This window comes from Streptomyces sp. NBC_01264, from assembly GCF_026340675.1.
GTDB lineage: Bacteria > Actinomycetota > Actinomycetes > Streptomycetales > Streptomycetaceae > Streptomyces.
This window is the reverse complement of sequence record NZ_JAPEOX010000001.1, coordinates 5,406,604-5,431,770: the sequence shown is the minus strand read 5'-3', so window position 1 is coordinate 5,431,770 and position 25,167 is coordinate 5,406,604. Positions and strand designations below refer to the sequence as shown.

Below are 25,167 nucleotides of genomic sequence, written 5' to 3'. Positions count from 1 at the left end.
ATAGGAGACCTCATGTCCACGTACAACCTGACCGCCTACGCGCGCACCCTGTCCCCGGCCCTGCGTACCGACGGCACCGCCAACGGGGTGGCCGTCGACCGGGCCGTGAACGGTGGCATGCAGGACGCCATGGTGATCGTGTCGACCGGCACCGTCACCGACGGCTCACACGCCATCACGATCCAGGACTCGGCCGACGGCTCGACCGGGTGGACGGCCGTAGCCGCAGACCAGATCCAGGGCTCGCTGCCCACCGTCGTCGCAGCGAACGACGACACCGTCTACACGTTCGGTGTCCTCGCCTCACGGCGGTACCTGCGCGTCGTCGCCACCACGTCCACCGCCACCACCGGCGGCATCCTCGCCGCGGGCATCCTGCTGGGCGCGCCCCGCTTCGCCCCGGTGAACTGAGAGGAGCGGCATGCGCATCCGTATGAAGGTCGAGATGTCCGGTACCCGCAACGGGGAGCCCTGGCCGAAGCGGGGCGAGGTCGCCGAACTGCCGACGGCCGAGGCCGCACACCTCGTCGGCGCCGGCATCGCGGAGGAAGTCCGCGACGAGGCACCGCCGGTAGAGACCGCTACCGCGCCAGTGCCGGAAGCAACCGAGCCGCCCGACGCTGAGGACGCAGCAGCGCCGGAGACCGAGGAGCGGCGCGGCCGCGGCCGGCCCCGCAAGCCGCGCGACACCGAAGGCAACATCGTCCGAGAGTGAGGCACGGGCCATGGCCAACGAGTACGCCGACCTCTCCGTCCTCAAGACCAGCCTCGGCCTGGAGGACGACGACGATTCCCGGGACGTGCTGCTGGCTGCGGCCCTCGCTTCCGCGTCCCGCTCCATCGATACTGCGTGCGGCCGCCGGTTTTGGCTGGACGCCGTGGCCAGCGCGCGCACGTACAACCCTGAAGGCCGGACCGTCTACGACGGTAGCGGGACCCGCCTCCTGATCGACGACGCAGGTGCGGAACCCACCCTCGTTGAGACGGGCTCGGCTGGCTCGTGGTCCGTGGTGACGGGCTACGAGACCGGGCCAGAGAACGCGCTCAGCCGCGGCCGCCCCATCACCTCCCTGCTCCTGCCGTCTGGTGGGTGGGGCACCCGCGTGCGGGTTACGACTCCGTGGGGGTGGCCGACTTTCCCGGACGAGATCGTGCAGGCCACCGTGATTCAGGCGTCCCGGCTCTTCAAGCGGAAGGACTCCCCGGAGGGTGTAACCGGCTCGGCCGAGTGGGGCGTTGTCCGCCTGTCCCGCCGCGACCCGGACGTGTGGGCGCTCATCGAGCACTACGTGCTGCCCGGCTTCGGATAGGGGGCGGCCATGCAACTGTCCGCCATCCGTGAGGCAATCGCGGCTGCGGCCCGGACCGTCGTTCTGCCATCCGGGCTTCCCAAGTTGACGTGCTCCGGCTACACCCCGGACTCAGTCGTCGCCCCGCACTTCTTCGCCGGCGAGTACGAGCTCGACTTCGACAAGGCGATGGGCCGCGCTCTCGACGAGGTCGAGCTCACGTGCCGTGTCCTCGTCGGCCGGGCCGACGACGTCTCTGCGCAGCGCACCCTCGACGCGCTGCTCTCCGGGTCCGGACCGGCCAGCCTCAAGACCTGCATCGAAGCGGCCCGCGGGGCGCCCGGTGAGGCCGCGCTCGGTGGGCTCTGCGACGCCTTCCACATCAAGCGCATCCAGGGCTACCGCTGGTACGAGCACCAAGGCACGCAGTACGTCGGGGCTGAGCTGATCATCCGCATCATCGGCGACGGAAGGAGCTGACCCGTGAGCAAGTTCGTCCTGCTCAACGCCCGACTGTTCGCCGTCGGCGCGGACCTGACCGGCGCCTCGAACAAGATCGAGCTGACGGCGGAGGTCGAGGACAAGGAGACCACCAACTACCTGTCCGCCGGGTACAAGGAAGTGATCGGCGGGCTCGGCTCGGCCGAGGTCGCGGGCGAGGGACAGTGGGAAGCAGCCGACTCCAGCAAGGTCGACGACGCAATGTGGGCCCGGCTCGGCGGCGTCGGCCCGTGGACCGCGTGCCCCGACAACGCGGCCGTCGGTGACCTCGCCTACATCACCCAGTGCATGACCGCGAGCTACGCGCTCGGCGGCTCGATCGGCGACGTCGCCCCGTGGACCGGAAAGGGCGCCTCGTCCTGGCCGCTCGTCCGCGGGCAGATGGCCCACCCGGCCGGTACCGCACGCACCTCGACCGGCGTCGGTACCGCCGTGCAGCTGGGCGCGATCCCCGCGGGCAAGCGGCTGTACGCCGCGCTCCACGTTCTGTCCGTGGCCGGTACCACCCCGAGCATCACCGCGCGGATCGAGTCCGACAACGCGGTCGGTTTCCCGTCGGCCACCACGCAGCTCACGTTCACCGCGGCCAACGCGGCCGGGGGCGAGGCGCTGCGGACGATCGGGTCCGCCATCACCGACGACTGGTTCCGGGTCGCGTGGACGATCACCGGCACCACCCCCTCGTTCATGTTCGCCACCAGCTTCGGAATCAGGTGATCCCCCATGGCCAAGATGGTCTTGCTCTCCCAGTACCTCGCGATCAACGGCACCGACTTGTCGGACTACACCCGTAAGGCCGAGCTCACGATCGAGGTGGAGGACAAGGACGTCACCACCTACGGCAGCCTCGGGTGGAAGGCGGTGTTGGGTGGGCTGAAGTCCGGCGAGCTCGGCGTCGAGTTCCTCCAGGATGTGGCCGCCACGAAGATCGACTCGATCATGTGGCCCCTGCTCGGAACTGTCGTGACGTTCGAGGTCCGCGCCGACTCCGCCGCGGTCGGCACGTCTAACCCGAAGTACACCGGCAGCATCTTGATCAAGGGGTGGAACCCGATCGAAGGCAGCGTCGGCGACGAGGCGTCCGTGGGCGTCAGCTACCCGACGTCAGGCGCCGTCACTCGCGCCACGGCCTGATGTCCGGCGGGCCGCCGTTCGAGGTCACCGTCACGCACGAGGGACTCGACACCCTGGCCCGCGCGCTGCGGGCAGAGGCCGACGGGAAGCAGCTCCGCAAGGAGCTCGCGAAGAACATGCGCGAGGCGATGAAGCCGGCGGCCGTCCAGGCCAAGTCCGGAATCATGGCGATGTCCAGCGCCGGCCCCGGCACCGCGCCCGCGCTGCGCTCGGCGATCGCCAAGAAGATCCGCCCCGAGGTCAAGCTCGGCGGGAACTGGAGCGGCGCCCGGATCAAGGCATTCAAGACCCGCAACGTGCGCGGCTTCGCCAACGCCCCGAAGCGCACGAACAGGGCGCGGGGTTGGCGGCACCTCACCTACGGCCGGGAGCCGTGGGTCCAGCAGCACGGCAAGACGCAGTGGTTCGACCGCGCCATGGAAGGCGACACGAACACGTACACCGCGGCCGTGCACGAAGCAATGGAAGCGATGGCCCGGCGGATCGCCGACCGGGTCCAGTAAGGGGACGACGATGTACCTGGTGTACCAGCCGGACGGCAGCGACGAACCTAAGCGGTGGCACTACAACCCGCGCCGGATCATGTCCGCCGAGCGCGAGCGAATCGAGAAGATCACCGGCCGGGACTGGTCGGACTTCACGGCCGCCGTAGTCAAGGGCAACAGCCTCTGCCGTCGCGCCCTGCTGTTCGTGTTCCTCAAGCGGGAGCACCCGACCACCCGCTTCGAAGACGTCGACTTCGCGTGGTCGGAACTCCACCTGGAGCACTCGCGCGGCGAACTCCTCCTCATCCGCGCGCAGGTCGCCGAGAACGCGCCAGTCGACCAGCGGGACGCGATCCTCGCCAGCCTCGACGACGACATCGCCTCGGCTCAGGACGACCCGGCGAGCGAGGGAAAAGCCCAGCTGCCCGTCGTCGACTGAGACACCTCGGCAACGCGGCACACCTGCTCGGCGTCCGCCCGTGGGAGTGGCAGCTGATGACGGTCGAGGACGAGGACCAACTGCTCGGCTGGCTCGACGCATACGAGAAGGACCAGGCCGAGGCGGCCGCGAAGATGGAGAGGGGGCGATGACGTGGCCTCCGATACCTCGCTCGTCTTCAACCTGATCGCGCGTGACCGGGCGTCCGGCGAGATCAGCAAGTTCGGCGAGCGGGTCACGACCGCGTCCGCGGCGATCGGAGCTGGCGTAGCGGGGGCACTCGCTGTCGGCATCACGAGCGCGCTCGACGTGGGCGCCGCGAACGCCAAGCTTGCGGCACAGCTGGCGCTCGGCCCCGAGCAGGCGGCCTCGATGGCGAAGGTCTCGGCGAGCGTCTACCAGAACGCGTGGGGCGACAGCACCGAGACCGTGAACCTTGCGATCAAGGGCGTGTACCAGAACATCGGGGACGTGAGCAAGGCGAAGGGCGGACTGGAGGGCATCACCACCAAGGCCCTCGCGCTGGCCGACACCTTCGACCAGGACCTGACGATGGCCACCGCTGCGGTCGGCCAGCTGCTGCGGACAGGCCTGGCGAAGGACGCAGACGAAGCCTTCGACATCATCACCGCCGGACTGCAGTCCTCGGCCGATAAGAGCGGCGACTACCTCGAAACGCTCAACGAGTACTCGACTCAGTGGAGGCGCATCGGGCTCGACGCGCAGACCGCAACGGGGCTGCTCTCCCAGGGACTGAAGGCCGGCGCCCGGGACGCGGACCAGGTTGCCGATGCGCTCGGACAATTCGGTGAGCGTGCGCTCGCTGGCGGGAAGCCGGTCGACGATGCGTTCAAGTCGATCGGGCTGAGCTCGAAGACGATGGCGAAGATGATCGGTGCCGGTGGAGAGCAGGCGGAGAAAGCGCTGCAGCTCACCATGGACAAGATGCGCGGGACGAAGGATGAGCAGGTCAAGCTGAACGCGGCGGCCGCCCTGTTCGGTGACCCGGGCAACGTCCTTGGCGCCGCGCTGTTCGCGCTCGACCCGGCCACCGCAGCAGCGGCGTCCGGCATGGACAAGGCAACCGGTGCCGCCGACCGCATGGTCGACACCGTGGGCGGCTCGGCCGCCTCGCAGCTGGAGACGTTCAAGCGCAAGGCGATCGGCGAGCTCACCGAGGTGGGCGGCGCCGTCGTCGGCTGGGCCATGAAACACCAGACCGTCGTCAAGCCCCTGGTCCTCACCTTCCTCGCTCTGGCCGCGACGGTGCTCGTGGTCAAGGGCGCGATGATGGTGTACTCCGCCGTGTCCGCTGTCGTGGCCGGTGCTCACGCGATCATCTCCGCGTCGTGCTGGACCGTGATCGGGAACTGGCTGCGGATGAACGCGATCGGGCTCGGCATGTACGCCCGGATCGCCGGAGCCGCGGTCGTCTCCGCGGCGACCACGTCCGCTGCATGGCTGGGCTCGGCGCTCACCTCCATCGGCACGTGGGTCGCTGCCGTTGTACGGGCCGGTCTCGTCGCGGTCGGCCAGTTCGTGATGATGGCGGCGCGGGCTGTGGTGTGGGCGGCGACGATGGCGGCGCAGTGGCTGATCGCGATGGGCCCGATTGGCTGGATCATCCTCGGGGTCATCGCGCTGGCCGCACTGATCTATACCTACTGGGACCAGATCAAGGCGGCCACGGTCGCCGCGTGGAACGCGGTCTGGGGCGGCATCAAGTGGGCCGTCGACCAGATCTGGAACTTCTTCCTGACGTGGACGCTGGGCGGGATCATCTGGCAGCACTGGGACACGATCAAGCAGGGCGCGATCACCGCGTGGAACGCGATCGTCGGCTGGCTGATGAGCGTGCCTGGGATGATCTACAACGCGTTCCTCAACTTCACCCCGATCGGCCTGATGATCAAGCACTGGGCCACGATCAAACAGGGCGCCATCAACGGCGGCACCGCGATGGTCAACTGGGTCCGTGGTCTGCCCGGCATGATCTCCGCCGGGATCGGCAACCTCGGGAACCTGCTTACCGACAAGGGCCGCGACGTCGTCTCCGGACTGTGGCGCGGCATCCAGTCCATGGGCGGCTGGCTCCGCTCCACCCTCATCGGCTGGGCCCGCAACCTCATCCCCGGCCCGATCGCGAAAGCCCTCGGCATCGCGTCGCCGTCGAAGGTGATGGCCGAGCTCGGCCAGTGGATCCCGGCCGGGGTCGTCGTTGGAATCGAGGCACGGCAAGGCGACGTCGCCGATGCGATGGCCACCCTCGTCCCCACCCCAAGCGCCGGCCAGTCCGTGCTCGCCGGACAGCAACTCGCCCGTGGTGCGGGCGCGGCGCCGCTGACCCGGCCCGGGTACGGACCACAGGCGGTGCGTGTGATCTTCGATTTCACCGGTGCAGAGAGCGACCTCACAAAGCTCATGCGCAAGTCCGTCCGCGTCGTCGGCCAGGGCTCCGTGCAGACCGCATACGGCCAATAGGGAAGGAGGACCCGCCGTGGCCTTTCCTCAGACCCCGATCGAGCTCCTCGCCGAGATGCAGATCGGCGGGGTGTGGACCGACATCACGGCGGACCTGTATGCGCGGTCCCCGCTCACGATCGAGCGGGGCCGGCCGGACGAGGCCGCTCGCGTAGACCCGACCCGGGCTACGTTCCAGCTCGACAACCGGCAGAACAAGTACAGCCCGCGCAATCCGAGCTCGCCGAACTACGGGCTCATTGGCAGGAACACACCGATCCGGTTTTCCGTGCCGGGCACCGAGTCGTATCTGTCGATGGACGGCGGCACCGCGAACACCTCGGCCGCGACGGACCACGCCTCGTTCGCGGTGACCGACCTCGACGTGCGCGCGGAGCTCACGGCGGACTGGTGGTCGTCGACGCTGAACCAGACGATCATCGGTCAGTGGGGATCCGACGGGAACCGCGGCTGGATGTGGCGGCTACTCAACGGCAACAGCACCATCAACTGGACCACCAGCGGTGCTGTCACCACCAGCCAGTTCGCCACGATCCCGCTGCCCCGGCTGCCGCGCCGCGCCGCCCTGCGCATGACACTGGACGTCAACAACGGGGCGTCCGGGTGGACGGCCACGCTGTACCAGGCGCCCAGCCTCGCCGGCCCGTGGGCGCTCGTGGGCACCACCACCGGAGTCGGCACGACGTCCATCTACAACAGCGGTGCGCCGCTGCGGGTGGCCCCTGAGCAGTCCGACACCAACCCGCCGCGCGCGCCGTTCGCCGGGCGCGGGCACCGCTTCGAACTGCGGGCCAGTATCGGCGGCTCCGTCGTCGCGGCACCGGACTACCGCGCGCTGCCCCCGGGCAACTCCAGCTTCCTCGACTCGGCGGGCCGGACATGGTCGTTCGCCGGGACCGCGGCCGTGAGCAACCGCGAGTACCGGTGCACCGCAGAGGTCTCCTCGTGGCCGCCACGGTGGGACGAGTCCGGGCGAGACGTTTACGTCCCGGTCGAGGCAGCCGGGATCCTGCGCCGCCTCGGCCAGGGCGCCAAGCCCCTGGCCTCCCCACTGCGCCGGCGCATTCCCACGGTCGGTAACCCGCGCGCGTACTGGCCGATGGAGGACGGACGGGAGGCAGTCCAGGCCTACTCGCCCTTGCCGAACGCCGCCCCGCTGGCCGTGACCGGATTCGAGTTTGCTGCCGATGACTCGCTCCTCGGGTCCAGCCCGCTGCCCCGTATCACGGCGGGGGCCCGCATGGCCGGGGCCGTGCCTTCACACACAGCCACCGGTCAGTGGCTTGTCGCCATGGTCTTCTATTGGGCTGCCGCGCCCGCCTCGCCAACCGTGCTGCTGGACTTCACAACCAGCGGCACCGCTTCCCGTATCGTCCTCACCGTCGACAGCACCGGTGTCTCTCTCGACGGGTACTCTCCGTCGAATACGAGCGTGTTCAACGTCAGTGCGCTGGCCACCGGCTTCGGGTTCTACGGGGCGTGGACGCGCCTAGAGATCACGGCCGAGCAGTCCGGCGGGAACACCAAGTTCCGGGTCGGCTGGGTCGACGTGTCGGGCAGCGGCTTCGGCAACGACGGTACCGTCGTCGCGACCGCGGGCACCGTCACGGGCATCAACACCGGGTTTGGTGCGCTCGCGGCCGACGTGCGCCTCGGCCACCTCGGCGTGTTCGCCTCGTCAAACACCACGGTGTACGACCGCGCCGATGACGGCTGGCTCGGCGAAGCCGCGGGCAGCCGACTCCTGCGACTCAGCACCGAGGAGGGTGTGCCTCTCACCTCGACCTCGGCGTTGGCGGCGATGGGGCCGCAGCGGCCCGACAAGCTGCTCACCCTCCTCGGCGAGTGTGAGGCCTCCGACGGTGGTGTGTTGCATGAGCGCCGCGACAGGCTGGCCCTGCAGTACCGGTCGCAGGACTCCCTGTACAACCAGCCGGTCGCACTCACCCTGGACTACGCGCAGGCCGGCCACGTTGCTCCGCCGCTGCAGCCGACGGATGACGACCAGCGGGCACGGAACTCCGTCACCGTGAGCCGGGCCGGCGGTAGCTCTGCGCTGGCCGTTCAGGAGACGGGCCCGATGTCCGTGCTGGCGCCGCCCGACGGGATCGGCGTCTACGAGGACGCGCGAACCATCTCGGTCGCGAAGGACAACCAGCTCGCGCACATCGCGTGGTGGCGACTCCACATGGGCACGTGGGATGAGGCCCGCTACCCAACGGTCCACATCGACCTGGCGGCCGCACCGTCGCTGATCGAGGACGTCCTCGCGCTCGACATCGGCGACCGGATCCAGATCGTCAACCCCCCGAGCTGGCTGCCGCCGGGCCCGATCGACCTGATCGTCGAGGGCTGGACCGAGACCATCGGACACCCGAACTCGTGGGACCTCGTACTGAACTGCAGCCCGGCGGGCCCGTGGACGGTGGCCGCCGTCGACTCGGCGCGCGGGGACACGACGGGCTCCGTGCTCGGTACGGGCGTCACCTCGACGGGGACGTCTTTGACGGTGCACACGGTGCAGACGGATGGCTATCCGCCGGTGCTGTGGACGCCGAGTCCGGCCGACTACCCGTTCGATCTGGTGGTCGGTGGGGAGGTCGTCACGGCAACCGGCCCCGCACTCCCTCTGGCAGCGGATACGTTCACGCGGTCCGTGGGGGCAGGGTCCTGGGGCACTGCGTCGGACGGGCACGTGTGGACGGCGACGGGCGGCCCCACCTCGGACCGCTCGGTCGCAGCCACATACGGCGTGATCACGCTGTCGGCGACACCCACCACCAACCGCCAGATGACCGTCGCCGAGTCCTGCCAGGACTGCGACGTCCGGGCCGCTGTGGCGTTCTCGGCGACGGCCACCGGGGCATCGCTCGCCGCGTCCCTCCTGGCCCGCTGGACGTCCAGCGCGGACTACTACCGGCTCCGCGTGGAGGGCACCACTGCCGGCGGCATCACTCTGTCCGTGATGCTCGGCACCACCGTGGTCGGGTCGAGCGCCACGGGCGTCACCTACACACCGGGCTCGATCGTCCAGGTGCGGATGCGGGTCATCGGGGACCGCGTGCTGGGCCGGGTGTGGCCAACGGCCGGCGATGAGCCGGGCACGTGGCACGTCGACCAAACCGTGACCAGCAGCCCGATCGCTGAGGGTCTCGTAGGCCTCGCAGGATCCGGCCTGACCGGGAACACGAATGTGTCTCCGGAGATCCGCTTCCACGACTGGACAGTCCTGTCGCCGCAGCGGATTCCCGTGACGCGCAGCACCAACGGAATCGTCAAGGCGCATACGGCTGGGGCACAGGTCGGCCTTGCACAGCCCGCAATTGCAGCTCTCTGAAAGGGGGATTAGTCGATGACCTTCTACGCGGGCCAATCCATCCTTGGTGCGCTTCTCGATAAACTGGAGAATCCGCCCGTCGCGATTCTCCAACAGACGGTCGTGCAGTCCGTCCCCAACGGGACGTGGGGTGTGCTCACATTCGACTCGGAAATCAAGGACACCTACAGCGGCCACTCCACGACCTCCAACACGAGCCGGTACACATGCCAGCTCGCTGGTACATATCGGGTCACTGTCCGGGCCGCGTTCGCCACCAACGCGACCGGCAGCAGGGGGGCCCGCATTCACCTGAATGGCAGCTTCATTCAGGGTGCCGCGAACCTTGCGGGGGCCGGAACGCTGGCGGGGATTTCCGAGGCCAGCCACATGCTGGATCTGGGCGTCGGGGATTACGTCGAAGGCGCTGGCGGACAGAACTCTGGCGGCAGTCTCTCAACCGCATTCGTCGGCGAGTCCGCGTCGATGATGTATGTGGAATGGATTCACGCATGAGTGCCTCGTGCAGTTGCGGTGTGGCCGCGGTGGTGCAATGGCGCCAGCGGGCCGACGAGAAGACCACGGACACGGTGCCCGTGTTCGCGTGCCCGGACCACGCGCTCAGCCCGGAGGCGGCCGCCTACGTCCACGAGGCCAAGTGCCCAGGGCCCGGCAAGAACCGCGGCTGCACGTGCCCGGTGCCGTCGGTGGTCGAGTTCCCCTTCGAGGTTCCCGCCGACGACCCGCGCCGGCCGCCCGCGCGCCGGCTGCCACCCGGCTGGTAGCCGAACCTCTGAACCCTCACGCCCCGCGCCGCTGCCGGCCGGGGCGTTCCTCATGCCCTGGAGGCCCTCATGCCTGAACCACGCCCGTCTGTCGGGCGGATCGTCCACTACGTCAGCTACGGCACCCCGGGCGGCGAGTACACCTCGCAGTGCCGGGCCGCCATCATCACGGCCGTGCACGGCCAGTTCCTCGTGGATCTCGCGGTGCTGAATCCCGAGGGCATGTTCTTCAACCGTGGAGTGACCCATGGCGAGCCCAAAGCGGACGGCTCGTATGAGGGCGGCTCCTGGCACTGGCCGGAGCGCGTCTGATGGCCAAGACCGGACCGCAGAAGTACCCCGGCGCCTCGCTCACCTACTGGTTCCAGGACGCCTGGCCGGGCAACGCCATGGAGTCGAACGTCGGCGTCCTCCACACCACCGAGGGCCGCACCGTCCCCGACTACCGCGGTGGCCGGGACGCCCCGAACTTCACGCTGCTGCCGGACATCCCCGCCCGGAAGCTACGTGTCTACCAGCACTACGACTTCGACGTCTCCAGCCGCGCGCTCGTCAACCTCGCTGGAGGGGTCGAGACAAACACCGCGAACGCCGTGCAGTTCGAACTCGTGGGCACCTGCGACGAGCGGAACGCCGGCTCGTGGGACGGCGAACGCGCTGGCGTCGACTACATCTTCTGGCCGGACGCCCCGGACTGGCTCCTTGCCGAGCTGGCCCGGATCGTGCGGTGGGCGCATGACCAGCACGGCATCCGCCTGGAGTCCACGGTGACGTGGAAGGCCTACAAGAAGGGCCAGACCGGCGGCTCCTACGGTGCCAACGGTGTCCGCCTGTCGGGCGCGCAGTGGGGCGCCTACTACGGCTGGCTCGGCCACCAGCACGTGCCGGAGAACGACCACGGCGACCCCGGCAACATCAACTTCGCGCGCGTCCTCGAATACGCCCACGGCGAGACCCCCGACCCGTCCGAGGAGGACGACATGCCCACAGCCCAGGAGATCGCAGCCGCGGTGTGGGAGCACCAGCTTCCGAACGTCCGCCCGGACGGCAGCCGGGACGGCACCAAGAAGGCGGCGTTCTGGTGGCTGGTCTGGCAGGACGTGTTCCAGGCACAGCTCATGACGGCCATCAGCGACGCCAAGATGACGCCCGGCGAGGTCCGCCAGGCCCTCGCTGACGGCACCCTCAAGGTCACCGTGACCGTCGCCCCCACCACCAACTAGGAGGCCACCGTGACCAATCCGTTCCCCACCTCCGACGCCATCATCAAGACCGGCGCCACCTACGCCAAGGACCTCGCCGAGCGCATCCTATGGACCGGCACCGTCGCGGTCGGCGGTGTGCTCATCGCGGCCGGCCCGGCCGACATGCTGCACGGTTCCTTCTGGCAGTCCGTCGGCACGGCCGGGATCATCGCCGCGGGCACCCTCGTGAAGGGCCTCGCCGCCCGCCTGTTCGGCGACAAGAACTCCGCGTCGACCGCCCGGGGCGTGTAGTGCTGGCCGCCCTGTGGCGGCACCTCCAGTGGCGCGGCCTCACCCTGGCCGGGGTCGGCGCCTGCTGGATCTGGTACGGCATCGGCCTCATCGTCACCGACCGGCCCGGGATCGTCGCCGCCACCGGCCCACTCCTGAGCCTCATGTGCATGGAGGCCTGGGGCGGGGTGTGGATCGCGGGCGGCCTGGCCGGCGTTCTCACCGCAGCACTCCGCCCGGGCCAGGACCTGCCCGGGTTCGCGGGGCTGACGGGGCCGCTCCTCGTGTGGGCGCTGGCCTTCACCGCGGCCGCGGTCACAGGCGCCTACGGGACTGCGTGGACGGCCGTGCCGCTGTACGTCGCAGCCCTGCTGATGGTGGTGGTGATCGCAGTTCTTACAGGGGGGCGGACGCGCAGATGCGCATGTGAGGGGGTGGGCCGTGGGGAGTGAGAACTCCGTCCTCGGTGTGATCATCGCGGTGATCGGGCTCATAGGCAGTGTGCTCGTGGCGCGGCTGTCCGCGCCGAAGCCCGCGGCGACCGGAGCCGGCGCGGGCGACGAGGGGCCGCCCGTGCTGGAGGTCGCGCCGGAAATCTGGCGGGACATGAGCGGCAAGATCAGCACGCTCGAAGGGAAGGTCGACCACCTCACCAGGCTGGTCGAGCAGCAGACCACCCGCGTCACCACCCTGGAGAAGCTCCTCCGCCACGCGATGCGCCTACTCCGGTCCGCGCACCGCCAGCTCCGCGCGGCCGGCACCGTCCCCGATCCGGTGCCGCCCGAGCTCATCCCCTACTCGATCGACTGAGGAGGCCGTCATGCCGCTGCCCACGACGCGCGTCGTGACCGGCCGCTACGTCAATCCCACCACCGGAGCCAACCAGACCGGCCGCGTCGTGATCAGCCCGTACCCGGGCGTGTGGACGGACGAGACCGGGGACCAGGTCCTCACCGGGGGCGCAACGGTCGAGCTCGTCGCGGGCGCGTTCTCCGTCACCCTCGTGACCACCGACGCCGCAGGGGTCGAGCCCGCCACTGGCAGGGTATGGATCTTTGAAGAGCGGATCGACGGCCGCCCCTACCGGCGGCGCCCGTTCGCGCTCGACGCGGGCGTCGACTCCATCGACATCACCGACCTCGTCGACGCGGACCCGGGCGATGTCGGCTACGTCCGGGGGCCGGAGGGTCCGGCTGGTGCTGACGGCGCTCCGGGCCCCGAGGGGCCGCCGGGGGCCGATGGCTCCGAGGCGAACGCAGAGGCGTACACCGACGCCGCGGTCGACGCTCACGCTGGCGCCGTCGACCCGCACGGCGATCGCGCAGACGCCGCCTCCAAGTACCTCGCCAAGGTGCAGAACCTAGCCGACCTGCCGTCGCCGTCGACCGCCCGCACGAGCTTGGGCCTCGGCAGCAGCGCGACCCGCGCCGTAGGCACGACGGCCGGCACCGTGGCCGCGGGCGACGACCCGCGCTTCACGGCGGCCGCCCCGTGGGTCTTCGACGTCAGCGCCTACGGCGCGGTCGGGGACGTGCGGGTCGTGACGGACGGCGCCATGACGTCCGGCAGCGCCGTCCTCACGTCGGCGTCCGGCCCGTTTACCGCAGCGTCGAGCCCGGTCGGGAAGTCCATCATCGTGAAGGGCGCCGCAGCGACCGGGGTGACGAGCCTGGTGGCGACGATCCTGAGCAGGCAGAGCGACACCCAGGTCACCCTGTCCGCGAACGCCGCGGTGACCGTGACCGGCGCCCAGGTGGTGTGGGGAACGGACAACACGAGCGCGATCCAGGCCGCGACGGACGCCGCCGAGGCGTACCTCGCCGCGGGCAACAGCTATGCGCAGGTGTACACCCCGCCGAAGCCGCACATGATCGCGGGCCCGTTGAACAACACGCGCAGCGGCAACGGGCAGATCGTGTTCGGCGTGTACCCGGTCGCCGGCCGGAAGCCGATCCTGGAGTTCCGCGGAGAGACCGACGGCGCGGCCGCAGTCCGGCACTGGATGCAGACCGTGCCGCAGATCTCCGGCAGTTGCTGGGTCTCGGCCGGGGTGTACTCGTCGACCTCCGCACAGATCACCAACATCAACAACGACGGCAACCCGGGCGTTCTGTCCGGGCCCCAGGAGGGCTGGGGCTACGGGGCGGCCGCGCTGTACAGCAACGTGATGCTGGTAGTTCGCAACATGGCCATCCTCACCACGCACTCCTCGTTCGGCCTGACCTACGGTGCGATCAACGCCTACGGTTGCGCCAACGCCCACATCGAGAACGTGGGCATCGGAACGCTCGGCACGGTGGCCAGCCCGAGCACGGATTACACCTCGCCCGGCGTGTTCGGCACCGGGCTCAGCGTCGGCCTGCTCTTCCCAGCGCCCGGTAACAACGACAACGTCGTCGGCAAGAACGTCTCGATCGGCGGCGGCTACACCTACGCAGCCTTCATCACCGAACACGCGATGATCGACCGCTACATGGCCCTCTACTGCTGGGCAGGCGCCGTGCTCGTGGGGACCTACGCCGGGTCAGTCGGCTCCGTCCACGCCATCAAGATCCTGAACGCCTCCATCGAGGCCTGCACGAACGAGCTCTACATCATGGGCGCGGGCTCGGCTGGCATCGGTCCGATCGTCGACATCGACCAACTGTCCACCGAGTCGGGGACCCCCAACATCGCAGGCAGCAGCGCCGGGGCGATGGCCGCCGCCCGCGGCATCGTGCGCCTCACCGGGCTCTTCACGGAGTCGGGTGTGACGGTGTCCAACCCGTGCGGCATCAAGGTGATCAACGGGCAGACCCCGTTCCCCGTCCGAACCGTCACCGGGGACGAGACGGTCCGGATCATCGACGAGGTCCTCGTCGTGGACGCGTCGGCCGCCAATCGGGTCATCACGCTGATCTCGGCTGTGGCCACCCCGAACCGCTACACGTTCGTGAAGGGTGACGCGTCGGCCAACACGGTCACGCTGGCGACGACCGGCGGCCAGACCATCAACGGCGCCGCCACGAAGGTGATCACGACCCAGTGGGAGACCGTCACCGCCATCCCCTCCGGGGGCCAGTGGATCCTCATCTGACCCCGCACAGCACAGCGCCCCCTCTCCGGCCTTCGGGCTGGGAGGGGGCGCTTTCGTGCGTCCGGGATCAGCTCTTCTCGCCGAGGGCCGCCCGGAGCCAGTCGAGCGTGCCCTGCCCGAGCAGCTCCTCGGCGAGCCGCTGCCCGGTCTCCGTCGTAAGCCTGGCCCGGCTGTTGTCAATCCAGCGCTGCGCCGCCTCGTACCCCTGAGCCTTGTACTCGATGCCCTGGAGCAGGCACTCCAGCTTGTCGGCATCGCGTGCGCAGACAGCTTCCGCCGAGTCCTTGGCCTCGTACTCCGCGACGAGCTCTTGGATCGTCGAGGCCAGCAGCGCGGGCATCCCTGCCGTCTGGTCGGCGGTCACCGCTTCGGGGTCGGCTCCGGTCGCGTACTTCTTGCCGAGGTAGTTGACGTCCCCCGTGCGGGTCTCCTGGGTGTCGTGCCAGGTGGCGAGGAACGCGGCGCGCGCCGGGTCTGCACCCTCCAGCTTCGCGATGATCGAGGCGATCAGCGAGGTGCGCCACGAGTGCTCGGCGACGCTCTCGGGCAGCTTGACGCCGGCCATCCACCAGCCCGTGCGGGCCGTGTTCTTCAGGGTGCCTGCCTCGTAGAGGAAGCGAGCCACTGCGGACAGGTCGTCAGCCACGTCTGTTCTCCTTCTCACGCCTCGGCGAGGCGGATGGCGTACCGGATTCCCTCCAGCTCGCGCCGCGCGCGCGTCGAGGGCTCGGTGACATCCAACAGCACGGTCAACCGATCCCGGAGAGCACGGCCTGGACTGGACTGCGCCCGAAGGAGGTTGGGCCTGGCAGCGAGAAGCGCCCACAGGGTGTGCACGTTCAAGTCGAAGAACCCCTGCTCCGGAGAAAGCCCGGTCACGAGGTGCTGAAGGAGCTTGTGCCCGTGCCACGTCCGGGCTGTCGGGTCTGCGATGAAGTCATCGGCGAGCTGAAGGTGTGGTGACTCCCCGATCCAGTAGGCCCAGTAGCTGAGGTTCGCGGTCTCGCCGGCGTCGTCGTCCTCAAGGGCGGTCGTGATGAAATGATTCATTCGGTCGCGGTCCCCCTGCCGGGCGGCAACTGCAGCGACTGACCGCGCGTTGAGCCACTGGGTCAGCCAGTCACCTGGGCGCTCAGCCTTCTGCTGCTGGGCAAGCCATTCGGAGGTGTCTGCCGCGTCGTCGTATCCGGCGAGGTAGAGGGCTTGGCGCCGAAGGAGGAAGGGCCCGCCACGTGCTTCCTCGGCTGTGCGCCGCATGCGATGGAAGAACCGGCGCCGATCCCCCGGAGCAAGTTCCGGCCCGGTGGGCGCCGGGCCGCGGCGCGGGCGAGCCGGGGGCTGGAGGGTGCGCATCGGTTCTGGGGTCACCCCGTTCAGGGGCCAGGCCAACACCTCGACCAGGTCGCGCTGCATGACCCACGCGCCGATAGGGCTCTTGCTCGTGGGTCCGTCATCCTCGAGCGCGCTCGCCAGGAGGACGTCGGCCTCCAAGGCCTTGTCGAGGGCGAGGAGCAGTGTCGGGCTGATGCCCATCTGCATGAGCCGGTGCCGGTGGAACAGCATCTGCCCGACGGCCAGCGACGTAAGCGGTCGGCGGCCGGACTCCCAGCCAGCAACCGTGTCCGTGGACACGCTGAACGCCTCTGCGAGTGACTCCTGGGTGTGGCCGAGCTGCTCCCGGATGAGGCGGAAGACGTAGCCGGAGACGATGCCGGTGCGGCTTCGCTGCCGTGTTCCCTGACTGGCGGTCAGGGTGGGATTCGCGTTGATGGGCATGGTGCCCCCTTTGCCTGCGAGCGGCCTCCAAAGTACCCGTACTGCGGGTCACTTCGAGGCGTCCGGCCGAATATCTAGGCTCGTCACACCACCCGCTGACGACGGTAGGGAGCACCGGTATGACCGGCGAGACCCAGACGATTGAAGAGCTCGCGGCGCGGGCCCTGGCGTCCTACGACCAGCGGCCGGACGCCGAGGGCGTGGCGCACCTGGTCGACGACCTGATCACCGCCGGGAACAAGCTCCACGCTCAGGTGAACCAGATCCCTGCGGCCCAGCGCACCGAGCGCGCGGGCGCCGCCCTCACCGAGTGGGCCTACTTCGTCGAATCGGGCCCGCTGGGCCACGGCGATCACGCCAACTGGAACCACGCCCGCGGCCTCGCCCGCATTATCCGAGCCATGGCTTCCACGCTCGGCGAGCCGCAGCCGTCAGGCGCCCAGTGACCGAGCGCCTGCGGCAGCTCCTGTACGTGGTGATCGTGCTCTGCATCTTCGCCGCGATCGCCATCGGCACTGCCCACTGAACTCCCGCCCCGGCACCCGATCGTCCCCCCTTCCGGTGACCGGGGCGGGCCGCATCCTCGATTGGAAGGGCCACCATCATGGCAACCCCGACCGCCCTGAGCGCTTCCGCCCAGCACCTCCTGACCGAGGAGGGATTCACCCGCGTCACGCACCTCGTACAGCGCGACAACGACGGCATCGACGAGGCACTCGCCGCGCGGATCGTCGACGAGGCCCTGAAGTTCGTGGCCGCCGCGGCCACTTCTACGGGGCGGCACCTGCGCCCGTCCAAGACCGTCGACATGGGCTGGCATGCCCTGATCCTGCACACGGAGATGTACCGCGAGGTGTGCGGCGGGGTCGGCCGGTTCGTGGACCACCGCCCCGAGGGCCCGGAGACGCTGCGGCGGGACGCCGACACCCTGGACAGCACGATGGACGCCATCCGGGAGGCCGGGTACGAGCCGGACGCCTACCTGTGGGGGCCGCTCGCAGACACCGAGATCCACGCTGGGGACTGCATGCACTCCGAGTGCACTAGTGGCGGTTCCGGATGCGCCGCACCGCCGGCCTCCTGAGCCGCTACTCTCGACGCGTTCCGTACAGGAGGTGTCTCCGTGAGTGATAGCTCGGGACCGCGCGAGTGGGTTGACCCTCGGTACCGCGAGTTGATGGCGGGCCTGAACGCGACCCGAATCCAGCGCCAGCAGGGACGGCGCCCGCGCCGCCTCTGCCCGCACGGATTCGGCGTGACGATGATGGTGGACCTGAGCAGCAAGGCCCCCCTGAACGTCGCGTGCGAGGCCTGTCGACAGCCTGAGTAAGACCCACCTATCCCCGGCCGACACTTCTCCCCGTCGGCCGGGGTCTTTCCCATGCCCGGCTACCCTCTGCAACCGCGACCTAGGGGCGCTATAACCCAGTTTTCGGGTTGCCGGTGCCCGTGCCTCCCGAGACCAGGAAGGACAGCCGGGCCCGCACCATGTCCCGCAGCAGCCGCTGCCCGCCGGGCGGCAGCGTCCCCGCCGCGACCAGCTCCTCCAGCGTGAAGGCGCGCGGCCGGACCACCCGCAGGGACAGGCACGCCGATCCGACGGCCACCGGAGGCAGTACGGCGTGCAGGCGGGTGCCGTCGGGCATCCGGGCGTCCACCCAGGGCCGGGCGTCGTCGAGCCTGCGCCCGGCGACGGCGGCGAGCCGCTGGGCGAGCCTGCGCACGGCGGCGGCGTCGGCGAAGGTCACCCCGGTCAGCTCCAGCCCGCCGCCGCGGTCCACCCACACCCGGTCGGGGGCCGCCACCAGGACGTCGGTGACCTCGGGGTCGGCGAGGAGTGCCTCCAGCGGGCCCGCGCCGACCAGTTCGGACCTCAGCTCGGCGGCCACACCGAGCACTTCCGCGTCGCCCAGCAGCCGGCCCTGGGCGCGCAGGGCAGCCGCCACCCGCGCCGGGGTGGGCTCCGCCCCGCTCTCGGCGAGCCGCTGGCGCACCGCGTCGAGGAGTACGGCGCTCATACCGACACCCCCTGGGCGGAGCCGAGCGCGCGCTGCCAGAAGCCATCGCAGAAGCGGGCCAGGGCGCCCCGGCCGTGCGCTCCCGGGGGCTCGCCCTCGGCCACCCGGCCCGGGAGCCCGACCTCGACGGGGACTTCGCCGGCCAGCGGCACCCCCAGGAGTCCGGCGACGGCCTCCGCGTCGAGCCCGCCGGGCGCGGGGCCCCGTACGACCACGCGAACGTCCCGGGCCACCATCCGGACTCCGGCCGCCACCCGGCCGGCCGCGGCCACCGCCCGCAGCTCGCCCCGCACCACCATCAGCACCAGGTCCAGCTGCGCGAGCACCTCGGCGACGGCTTCGTCGACCCGGCGCGGCAGGTCGACCACGACGACCCCGCCCCGGCGCCGCGCGGCGGCCACCACCGAGCGCATCGCGGCGGGCGGCACCACCACGCGGTCCCCGCGGTCCCAGCTGAGCACCCGCAGGGCGTGCAGTTCGGGCAGAGACTCCGCCAGTGCTCCGGCGCCGACACGTCCGCGGGAGGCGGCGAAGTCGGGCCAGCGCAGTCCTTCGGCGGCTTCGCCCCCGAGAAGGACGTCCATACCGCCGCCGAGGGGGTCTCCGTCGATGAGGATGGTCCGCTCCCCTGCGCGGGCGGCCCGCAGGGCCAGGGCGCAGGCGAGGGTGGAGGCTCCGGCTCCGCCGCTGCCCCCGATCACCCCGACCGTCAGGGCGGGCCGCCCGGCCCCCTCCACCACATCGGCGATCCGGTCGACGAGCAGGCTCTCGGCGTCGGGAAGGGTCAGCACCTCCTCGGCGCCGATCTCCACCGCCCGCTTCCATACGTGGGGGTCGTCCAGGTCCCGGCCGACGAGGAAGACCCCGGCCCGCCGGGGCGCACCGCGCACCCGCCGCGCGGCATCGTCGCCGACGAGGACGAGCGGCGCCGTCTCCCAGCCGACACCCGCGACGCCCGCGGCGCCCGCGCCACTCCAGTCGCCACTCCGGTCGCCACTTCCGTCGCCCCTCCCGTCGCCACCGTCACGACCGGCTCCGCTTTGCTCCGGCACCGCGTGGTGCACATGGGGCTCGGCCCCCGCGGCCGCGCACAGCCGCAGCAGGTCGTCGAGCAGCAGGGGGTTCTCGGTGATGATCAGCGGCCGTCCACCGGCGGCCACAGGCCCGCCGGCCCCGGGATTCGGCCCGCCCCCGCCGTCCACCACGAGATCCCGGACTTCACACGACTTCGATCCAGCCACGATCTCCGCCTCCTTCTCGCCGCAAATCCAGCGCCGCGGACTTCGCGGCCGGAATCACCGTGACGGGATCGGGAAAAAGAAGTGGATCTTGCTCTAAAACCGTGGACGGGCGCCCCATTGTGAATAACCCGCTCACCCCAACAGGTGAGTTCCGGAGCGCGCCGGAACGACTACGCAACGTGACGAGTTCGTGGGGGTGAGGGCCTTCGACGCGCAGGCCCCTCGAAGACGAGGAGGCCCGAGGAATGATCACTTGGGGTCGAAGGCAGGGACGCAAACCGCGTCCGGACATGCGACGACCCCCGCCGGGGGGGAGAGCGGGGGTCGTCCCCACGGTCCGACTCGGGGGGGGAGGAGCCAGACCGGGTTAGCACGGTCGCGAACGATCCGTGACTTCCATGGTGTACCCGAGAGGCTTCTCAGGCAAACCCACGCGCCGCACTTTACGCCGAATGGTGGGCGCATATGCTCGGGTCGTGGAAAATCAGCCCTTGCCGCACTCCTTGCCTCGCACCGCAGCCTTCTTCGACCTGGACAAGACGGTCATTGCGAAGTCGAGCACTCTGACGTTCAGCAAGTCCTTCTACCAGGGCGGCCTGATCAACCGAAGGGCCGTGCTGCGCACCGCCTACACGCAGTTCATCTACCTGGCCGGCGGCGCCGACCACGATCAGATGGAGAGGATGCGGGAGTACCTGTCCGCCCTCTGCAAGGGGTGGAACGTGCAGCAGGTCCGGGAGATCGTCGCCGAGACCCTGCACGACCTCATCGACCCGCTGATCTACGACGAGGCCGCCTCCCTCATCGAGGCCCACCACACGGCGGGCCGCGACGTCGTGATCGTGTCCACCTCCGGAGCCGAAGTCGTCGAGCCCATCGGCGAGATGCTGGGCGCCGACCGGGTCGTCGCCACCCGCATGGTCGTGGGCGAGGACGGCTGCTTCACCGGCGAGATCGAGTACTACGCCTACGGCCCGACCAAGGCGGAGGCCGTACGGGAACTCGCGGAGTCCGAGGGGTACGACCTCGCGCGCTGCTACGCGTACAGCGACTCGGCGACCGACATCCCGATGCTCGAGGCGGTCGGGCACCCGCACGCGGTCAACCCCGACCGGGCCCTGCGCCGGGAGGCCGTGGCCCGCGAGTGGCCGGTGCTGGTGTTCAACCGGCCGGTACGGCTGAAGCAGCGGCTGCCGGGACTGTCGATGCCCGCACGGCCGGCACTGGTCGCCGCCGCCGCGGTGGGCGCCGCAGCGGCCACCGCCGGACTGGTCTGGTACGCGAGCCGACGACGCGCACTGGCCGCCGCCGCGCCCCGCTGACCTGCGAGAACACAGGGCGCCCGAAACGCCCTGATGTGCGGCGGAAAGCAAAGAAATGTGGCCAGGGGTTTCGCTCCACTCCGAAGCGGAGTACAAAGGAGTCAAGGCCCGCGAGACCAAAGAACATCCGAGAGGATCATCTTTAAAACGCAGTATGGCCCACGGACCGAAACGCATGAACGCCGAGCACCCACGCGACGTCGACCCGTCGATTACGGGCCAGCCGCACCAGGTGACGGGCAAAGCTCCCGACCTGATGGGCAATCATCGAGGACGCTTGGTAACTGGGCGTAAGTGCCAGCGGCGACACCAGAGTAATACGGTGTCGCCGCAACCATGTCCGGGCCCGGTTCCGCCCCCGCAGGGCCTCCGCCTCCGCCCCGACAGGCCTCCCCGCCACGCCCAACGTCAGGCCGCGCCGCGCTGAAGCGCCTCGCAGACCGCGGTCGACTCCCGGACCCCGAGCTCGATCGCACGGCCGCAGTGGGCGATCCAGGCCGACATCCCCTCCGCGGTGCCGGAGACGTAGCCCTTGAAGGCCTCCAGGTAGGCCTCCCGACCCTGTTCCGCGTGGCCGACCTCCGCGGGACAGATCGCCTTCGGGTCCAGACCGCTGTTGATCAGCACGATCCGCTCGGCCGTCCGCGCCACCAGGCCGTTGTACGAACCGAACGGACGCAGCGCCAGCAGCTCGCCGTGCACCACCGCCGCCGTGATCAGCGCCGGGGCGGAGCCGCCCGCGATGATCAGGCCGGAGAGTCCGTCCAGCCGGCCCGCCACCTCCTGCGCGTCGGGCAGGGGCAGATCGATCAGCGGCTCGTCCACCGGCTCACCGGCCAGTCGGGGCCGGCCGACCACGTCACCGTCCGCCGTGGAGCCCGAGGCCACCAGATGGAGCCGCGCCAGGACCCGTAGCGGCGACTGGCGCCAGATGCTCAGCAGCTGGCCCGCCTCGGCCGTCAGCCGCAGGGCCGCGCCCACCGTGCGGGCCTCCGGCTCCGAGCCGAAGTCGCTCCGGCGCCGGACCTCCTCCAGCGCCCAGTCGGCCCCCGACAGCGCCGCGCTCCCGCGCGCTCCGCGCAGCGCGGCCTCCGAGGCGACCGCCACCGCGCGGCGGCGCATGACGCGGTGGCCGTAGACCCGGTCCACGGCCTTGCGTACGGATTCCACGGACTCGGAGACGCCCGGCAGAGCCGACAGCGGGGCGAGCGGGTCGGCGGAGGCGGAAGCGGAAGCGGCGGCCGAAGAGGCGGCGGAAGCAGAGGCGCTACTCATAAGTAAGGAGCCTACGCACTGCTCCCCCATAGCACCGACCCCTCCTTGGAGTGGCCTTCTTCACTCAGGCACACCACACAAAGCCACCGACCCGCTACGCTTTGTGAACATGAAGATCGCTTTCGTGGGGAAGGGCGGCAGCGGCAAGACCACGCTGTCCTCCCTTTTCATCCGCCACCTCGCCTCCAATGAAGCCCGTGTCGTCGCGGTGGACGCCGACATCAACCAGCATTTGGGCACCGCGCTCGGACTCAGCGAGGACGACGCGGCCTCGCTGCCCGCGCTGGGCGCGCACCTGCCCCTCATCAAGGACTACCTGCGGGGCTCCAACCCGCGCATCGCCTCCGCCGACACGATGATCAAGACCACCCCGCCCGGCACCGGCTCCCGGCTGCTGCGCGTCGACGAGGACAACCCCGTCTACGACGCCTGCGCGCGCACCCTGACGCTCGACGGGGAGCCCGTACGGCTGATGGCGACGGGGCCGTTCACCGAGTCCGATCTGGGCGTGGCCTGCTACCACTCCAAGGTCGGCGCGGTCGAGCTCTGCCTCAACCACCTCGCCGACGGCCCGGACGAGTACGTCGTGGTCGACATGACGGCCGGCTCCGACTCCTTCGCCTCGGGCATGTTCACCCGGTTCGACGTGACCTTCCTGGTCGCCGAACCGACCCGCAAGGGCGTCTCCGTCTACCGCCAGTACAAGGAGTACGCGCGGGACTTCGGGATCACGCTCAAGGTCGTCGGCAACAAGGTGCAGGGACCGGAGGACATCGAGTTCCTCCAGGACGAGGCCGGCGAGGACCTGCTGGTCACCGTCGGGCAGTCGGACTGGGTGCGCGCGATGGAGAAGGGCCGCCCGGCCGCCTTCGAGCTGCTGGAGGCCACCAACCGGCTGGCCCTCCAGGCGCTGCAGGACGCCGCGGACGACTCCTACGCGCACCGCGACTGGGAGCGGTACACCGAGCAGATGGTCCACTTCCACCTGCGCAACGCCGAGAGCTGGGGCAACGCGAAGACCGGGGTCGACCTGGCCGAGCAGGTCGACCCCGGTTTCGTCCTACGGGAACTGCTCACTCCTCGTTCTGACTCTCTTCAGCCGGCTCCGCAGCCGGCTTGACCCCGGCGGGGGCGGCCGGCTTGGCCGGCGGCCCCGCCGTCAGGAACTTGTCCCAGCCCTCCTTCGGCGCCTCGCCGACGTCGAGGGTGCGCATCCATTCCAGGGCCTTCGGGTCCTGGGCGTCCAGCCAGTCCACCAGCTCGCGGAACGGCACGCAGCGGACGTCCTTCTGCGTGCACATGGTCTTGATGGAGTCCTCGACGGCGCGCATGTAGGTGCCGCCGTTCCAGGATTCGAAGTGGTTGCCGATGATCAGCGGCGCGCGGTTGCCCTGGTAGGTCCGCTCGAAGGCCTTGGCCAGTCCGTCGCGCATCTGCTCACCCCAGTACGCGTGCTGGGAGGGGTCGCCCTGCGTGGTCGTACCGGACTGGTTGACCAGGTAGTTGTAGTCCATGCTGAGCGTTTCGAAGGCGCGGCCCGGCATGGGGACCAGCTGGAGCGGGATGTCCCAGAGGCCATCCGTCTTCTTCGGCCAGATCTGCTTGCTGATGCCGCTGGAGTCGTAGCGGAAGCCGCCCATCTCCTTGGCCGCCAGCATGAAGTTCTTCTGGCCTTCGAGGCAGGGGGTGCGGGCCCCGATCATCTCCTTCTCGTAGTCGAACGGGAGCGCCTCCATGCCCGCCAGGGCCGGCGAGTTCGTCTTCCAGTTCTTGACGAACGACTTCGCCTGGTTGATCTCGCTCTTCCACTCCTCGACGGACCAGGTCCCGACGCCGCCCTCGGGTCCGCAGAAGTGGCCGTTGAAGTGGGTGCCGATCTCGTTGCCCTCGAGCCAGGCTCCGCGCACCTGCTCGGCGGTGTCCTTGATGCCCTGGGGGTCGCCGAAGCCGATGTCGGAGCGGCCCGCGGAGTGCTGGGGAGCCGTGTAGAGGGAACGCTTCTCCTCCGGGAGCATGTACACGCCGCTGAGGAAGTAGGTCATACGGGCGTTGTACTTCTTGCCGACCTCGCGGAAATGCGAGAAGAGCTTCTGGCTGTCCTCGCCCGCCCCGTCCCACGAATACACGACGAACTGGGGCGGCTTTTCGCCGGGCTTCAGCTTCTCCGCCTTCCGCACGTTCGGCTGCAGGCCCGTGTACGCGGTCGAGCCGTCCCCGATGAGCCGTTTGACGCTGCCCGGCGCCGCGCCTTCCGGCGCGGGCGCGCCCATCCTGGCCGCCTGACCTCCGGGTGCCGGACGGCCGGCGGGCTCCGAGGTGCTGCACCCGGCCACTCCCAGGACCAGCGCCGTGGCCACCAGGCCGCCGGCGATCTTCTTCCTGGCGGCCTTCTTCGTGGCGGGCCTCTTCGTGGTGGCAGTCATCCGCCGCACCTCTTCCCTCGCAGTTCCATCGCAGGACTTCCGCGCCGCAACGTCCCATGCGGTCCGTTTTAAGGAAGGTGTGACAAGCCGGACAAAATGCCTAATCACTCGTGAGCGCTAATTCCTAGGCC

27 protein-coding genes and 1 pseudogene are annotated in these 25,167 nt (G+C 69.9%); 22 read left to right on the top strand and 6 right to left on the bottom strand.

All coding sequences use genetic code 11. From position 1 onward, the window contains the following. The first annotated feature begins 12 nt into the window (after positions 1-12). The 18 genes from OG435_RS25365 (at position 13) to OG435_RS25280 (ending at position 14,981) form a co-directional block, all read left to right on the top strand. The gene (locus OG435_RS25365) at positions 13-411 is read left to right on the top strand and encodes a hypothetical protein (RefSeq protein WP_266880045.1); all 399 of its coding nucleotides are present in this window, start codon (positions 13-15) and stop codon (positions 409-411) included. A gap of 10 nt (positions 412-421) precedes the next feature. Next, on the top strand, positions 422-715 hold the full coding sequence (locus OG435_RS25360) for a hypothetical protein (RefSeq protein WP_266880043.1): 294 nt from the start codon (positions 422-424) through the stop codon (positions 713-715). 10 nt (positions 716-725) lie between these two features. Further along, positions 726-1,310 carry a phage gp6-like head-tail connector protein gene (locus OG435_RS25355; protein WP_266880041.1) on the top strand — a complete coding sequence of 195 codons (585 nt, stop codon included), beginning with the start codon at positions 726-728 and terminating at the stop codon, positions 1,308-1,310. A gap of 84 nt (positions 1,311-1,394) precedes the next feature. Further along, a complete protein-coding gene (locus OG435_RS25350; RefSeq protein WP_266880039.1) occupies positions 1,395-1,769 on the top strand; it encodes a hypothetical protein in 375 nt (124 codons plus the stop codon). Between the two features lie 3 nt (positions 1,770-1,772). Beyond that, positions 1,773-2,507 (top strand): hypothetical protein, encoded by a 735-nt coding sequence (locus OG435_RS25345; RefSeq protein ID WP_266880037.1) that lies wholly within the window; start codon positions 1,773-1,775, stop codon positions 2,505-2,507. A gap of 6 nt (positions 2,508-2,513) precedes the next feature. Then, positions 2,514-2,924, top strand: a complete 411-nt coding sequence (locus OG435_RS25340; RefSeq protein ID WP_266880035.1) for a hypothetical protein — start codon at positions 2,514-2,516, stop codon at positions 2,922-2,924. After that, the gene (locus OG435_RS25335) at positions 2,924-3,427 is read left to right on the top strand and encodes a hypothetical protein (protein ID WP_266880033.1); all 504 of its coding nucleotides are present in this window, start codon (positions 2,924-2,926) and stop codon (positions 3,425-3,427) included. The genes OG435_RS25340 and OG435_RS25335 overlap by 1 nt, the downstream gene beginning before the upstream one ends. A 10-nt stretch (positions 3,428-3,437) precedes the next feature. After that, the gene (locus OG435_RS25330) at positions 3,438-3,848 is read left to right on the top strand and encodes a hypothetical protein (RefSeq protein ID WP_266880031.1); all 411 of its coding nucleotides are present in this window, start codon (positions 3,438-3,440) and stop codon (positions 3,846-3,848) included. 153 nt (positions 3,849-4,001) lie between these two features. After that, the gene (locus OG435_RS25325) at positions 4,002-6,329 is read left to right on the top strand and encodes a phage tail tape measure protein (protein WP_266880029.1); all 2,328 of its coding nucleotides are present in this window, start codon (positions 4,002-4,004) and stop codon (positions 6,327-6,329) included. A 16-nt stretch (positions 6,330-6,345) separates the two neighbouring features. Then, entirely contained in the window at positions 6,346-9,666 is a 3,321-nt protein-coding gene (locus OG435_RS25320; protein WP_266880027.1) for a hypothetical protein, read from the top strand. 15 nt (positions 9,667-9,681) lie between these two features. After that, positions 9,682-10,161, top strand: coding sequence for a hypothetical protein (locus OG435_RS25315; protein WP_266880025.1), 480 nt, complete (start codon positions 9,682-9,684; stop codon positions 10,159-10,161). After that, positions 10,158-10,430 (top strand): hypothetical protein, encoded by a 273-nt coding sequence (locus tag OG435_RS25310; RefSeq protein WP_266880023.1) that lies wholly within the window; start codon positions 10,158-10,160, stop codon positions 10,428-10,430. Before OG435_RS25315 ends, OG435_RS25310 begins: the two co-directional genes overlap by 4 nt. A 69-nt stretch (positions 10,431-10,499) precedes the next feature. Next, positions 10,500-10,742 (top strand): hypothetical protein, encoded by a 243-nt coding sequence (locus OG435_RS25305; RefSeq protein WP_266880021.1) that lies wholly within the window; start codon positions 10,500-10,502, stop codon positions 10,740-10,742. Then, positions 10,742-11,653, top strand: coding sequence for a hypothetical protein (locus tag OG435_RS25300; RefSeq protein WP_266880019.1), 912 nt, complete (start codon positions 10,742-10,744; stop codon positions 11,651-11,653). The genes OG435_RS25305 and OG435_RS25300 overlap by 1 nt, the downstream gene beginning before the upstream one ends. Before the next feature lie 9 nt (positions 11,654-11,662). Then, the gene (locus OG435_RS25295) at positions 11,663-11,926 is read left to right on the top strand and encodes a hypothetical protein (protein WP_266880017.1); all 264 of its coding nucleotides are present in this window, start codon (positions 11,663-11,665) and stop codon (positions 11,924-11,926) included. After that, complete coding sequence (locus tag OG435_RS25290; RefSeq protein WP_266880015.1) at positions 11,926-12,357, top strand: hypothetical protein; 432 nt, start codon at positions 11,926-11,928, stop codon at positions 12,355-12,357. The genes OG435_RS25295 and OG435_RS25290 overlap by 1 nt, the downstream gene beginning before the upstream one ends. After that, complete coding sequence (locus tag OG435_RS25285) at positions 12,347-12,715, top strand: hypothetical protein (protein WP_266880013.1); 369 nt, start codon at positions 12,347-12,349, stop codon at positions 12,713-12,715. Before OG435_RS25290 ends, OG435_RS25285 begins: the two co-directional genes overlap by 11 nt. Positions 12,716-12,725: 10 nt before the next feature. After that, positions 12,726-14,981: a hypothetical protein gene (locus OG435_RS25280; RefSeq protein ID WP_266880011.1), complete on the top strand. Its 2,256-nt coding sequence runs from the start codon at positions 12,726-12,728 to the stop codon at positions 14,979-14,981. A 67-nt stretch (positions 14,982-15,048) separates the two neighbouring features. On the opposite strand, the gene OG435_RS25275 is transcribed toward OG435_RS25280, so the two are convergent. Together OG435_RS25275 and OG435_RS25270 are read right to left on the bottom strand one after the other, a co-directional pair. Then, positions 15,049-15,627 carry an HD domain-containing protein gene (locus OG435_RS25275; protein ID WP_266880009.1) on the bottom strand — a complete coding sequence of 193 codons (579 nt, stop codon included), beginning with the start codon at positions 15,625-15,627 and terminating at the stop codon, positions 15,049-15,051. 14 nt (positions 15,628-15,641) lie between these two features. After that, positions 15,642-16,757, bottom strand: a complete 1,116-nt coding sequence (locus tag OG435_RS25270) for a helix-turn-helix domain-containing protein (protein WP_266880007.1) — start codon at positions 16,755-16,757, stop codon at positions 15,642-15,644. 119 nt (positions 16,758-16,876) lie between these two features. On the opposite strand from OG435_RS25270, the gene OG435_RS25265 reads away from it, so the two are divergent. Further along, positions 16,877-17,203 (top strand): DUF6415 family natural product biosynthesis protein, encoded by a 327-nt coding sequence (locus OG435_RS25265; protein ID WP_266880005.1) that lies wholly within the window; start codon positions 16,877-16,879, stop codon positions 17,201-17,203. A gap of 158 nt (positions 17,204-17,361) precedes the next feature. Continuing rightward, on the top strand, positions 17,362-17,841 hold the full coding sequence (locus OG435_RS25260; RefSeq protein ID WP_266880003.1) for a hypothetical protein: 480 nt from the start codon (positions 17,362-17,364) through the stop codon (positions 17,839-17,841). Between the two features lie 355 nt (positions 17,842-18,196). Here OG435_RS25260 and OG435_RS25255 read toward each other — a convergent pair. After that, positions 18,197-18,775, bottom strand: a pseudogene (locus OG435_RS25255) (ATPase, T2SS/T4P/T4SS family); the annotation flags it as partial. Next, positions 18,772-19,980: a septum site-determining protein Ssd gene (ssd, locus tag OG435_RS25250; RefSeq protein ID WP_430625776.1), complete on the bottom strand. Its 1,209-nt coding sequence runs from the start codon at positions 19,978-19,980 to the stop codon at positions 18,772-18,774. The pseudogene OG435_RS25255 and the gene ssd, both read right to left, overlap by 4 nt. Positions 19,981-20,468: 488 nt before the next feature. Between ssd and OG435_RS25245 the strand changes: the two genes are divergently transcribed. Then, entirely contained in the window at positions 20,469-21,338 is an 870-nt protein-coding gene (locus tag OG435_RS25245) for an HAD family hydrolase (protein WP_266880001.1), read from the top strand. A 408-nt stretch (positions 21,339-21,746) separates the two neighbouring features. Here OG435_RS25245 and OG435_RS25240 read toward each other — a convergent pair whose 3' ends face one another. Continuing rightward, complete coding sequence (locus OG435_RS25240) at positions 21,747-22,613, bottom strand: oxidoreductase (RefSeq protein WP_266879999.1); 867 nt, start codon at positions 22,611-22,613, stop codon at positions 21,747-21,749. A gap of 109 nt (positions 22,614-22,722) precedes the next feature. Here OG435_RS25240 and OG435_RS25235 point away from each other — a divergent pair, with 109 nt between their 5' ends. Then, positions 22,723-23,733: an ATP-binding protein gene (locus tag OG435_RS25235; protein ID WP_266879997.1), complete on the top strand. Its 1,011-nt coding sequence runs from the start codon at positions 22,723-22,725 to the stop codon at positions 23,731-23,733. On the opposite strand, the gene OG435_RS25230 is transcribed toward OG435_RS25235, so the two are convergent. Continuing rightward, complete coding sequence (locus OG435_RS25230; RefSeq protein WP_266879995.1) at positions 23,687-25,036, bottom strand: hypothetical protein; 1,350 nt, start codon at positions 25,034-25,036, stop codon at positions 23,687-23,689. The two genes, OG435_RS25235 and OG435_RS25230, sit on opposite strands and share 47 nt — an antisense overlap. Between the last annotated feature and the right edge of the window lie 131 nt (positions 25,037-25,167).

Bases quoted from the DNA above. Each gene is read 5' to 3' on its own strand.
- OG435_RS25300 (WP_266880019.1), top strand. From the start codon at position 10,742: ATGGCCAAGACCGGACCGCAGAAGTACCCCGGCGCCTCGCTCACCTAC.
- OG435_RS25230 (WP_266879995.1), bottom strand. From the start codon at position 25,036: ATGACTGCCACCACGAAGAGGCCCGCCACGAAGAAGGCCGCCAGGAAG.
- OG435_RS25340 (WP_266880035.1), top strand. From the start codon at position 2,514: ATGGCCAAGATGGTCTTGCTCTCCCAGTACCTCGCGATCAACGGCACC.
- OG435_RS25240 (WP_266879999.1), bottom strand. From the start codon at position 22,613: ATGAGTAGCGCCTCTGCTTCCGCCGCCTCTTCGGCCGCCGCTTCCGCT.
- OG435_RS25245 (WP_266880001.1), top strand. From the start codon at position 20,469: ATGGTGGGCGCATATGCTCGGGTCGTGGAAAATCAGCCCTTGCCGCAC.
- OG435_RS25335 (WP_266880033.1), top strand. From the start codon at position 2,924: ATGTCCGGCGGGCCGCCGTTCGAGGTCACCGTCACGCACGAGGGACTC.
- OG435_RS25260 (WP_266880003.1), top strand. From the start codon at position 17,362: ATGGCAACCCCGACCGCCCTGAGCGCTTCCGCCCAGCACCTCCTGACC.
- OG435_RS25280 (WP_266880011.1), top strand. From the start codon at position 12,726: ATGCCGCTGCCCACGACGCGCGTCGTGACCGGCCGCTACGTCAATCCC.
- OG435_RS25365 (WP_266880045.1), top strand. From the start codon at position 13: ATGTCCACGTACAACCTGACCGCCTACGCGCGCACCCTGTCCCCGGCC.
- OG435_RS25330 (WP_266880031.1), top strand. From the start codon at position 3,438: ATGTACCTGGTGTACCAGCCGGACGGCAGCGACGAACCTAAGCGGTGG.
- OG435_RS25305 (WP_266880021.1), top strand. From the start codon at position 10,500: ATGCCTGAACCACGCCCGTCTGTCGGGCGGATCGTCCACTACGTCAGC.
- OG435_RS25235 (WP_266879997.1), top strand. From the start codon at position 22,723: ATGAAGATCGCTTTCGTGGGGAAGGGCGGCAGCGGCAAGACCACGCTG.
- OG435_RS25265 (WP_266880005.1), top strand. From the start codon at position 16,877: ATGACCGGCGAGACCCAGACGATTGAAGAGCTCGCGGCGCGGGCCCTG.
- OG435_RS25270 (WP_266880007.1), bottom strand. From the start codon at position 16,757: ATGCCCATCAACGCGAATCCCACCCTGACCGCCAGTCAGGGAACACGG.
- OG435_RS25310 (WP_266880023.1), top strand. From the start codon at position 10,158: ATGAGTGCCTCGTGCAGTTGCGGTGTGGCCGCGGTGGTGCAATGGCGC.
- OG435_RS25355 (WP_266880041.1), top strand. From the start codon at position 726: ATGGCCAACGAGTACGCCGACCTCTCCGTCCTCAAGACCAGCCTCGGC.
- OG435_RS25360 (WP_266880043.1), top strand. From the start codon at position 422: ATGCGCATCCGTATGAAGGTCGAGATGTCCGGTACCCGCAACGGGGAG.
- OG435_RS25315 (WP_266880025.1), top strand. From the start codon at position 9,682: ATGACCTTCTACGCGGGCCAATCCATCCTTGGTGCGCTTCTCGATAAA.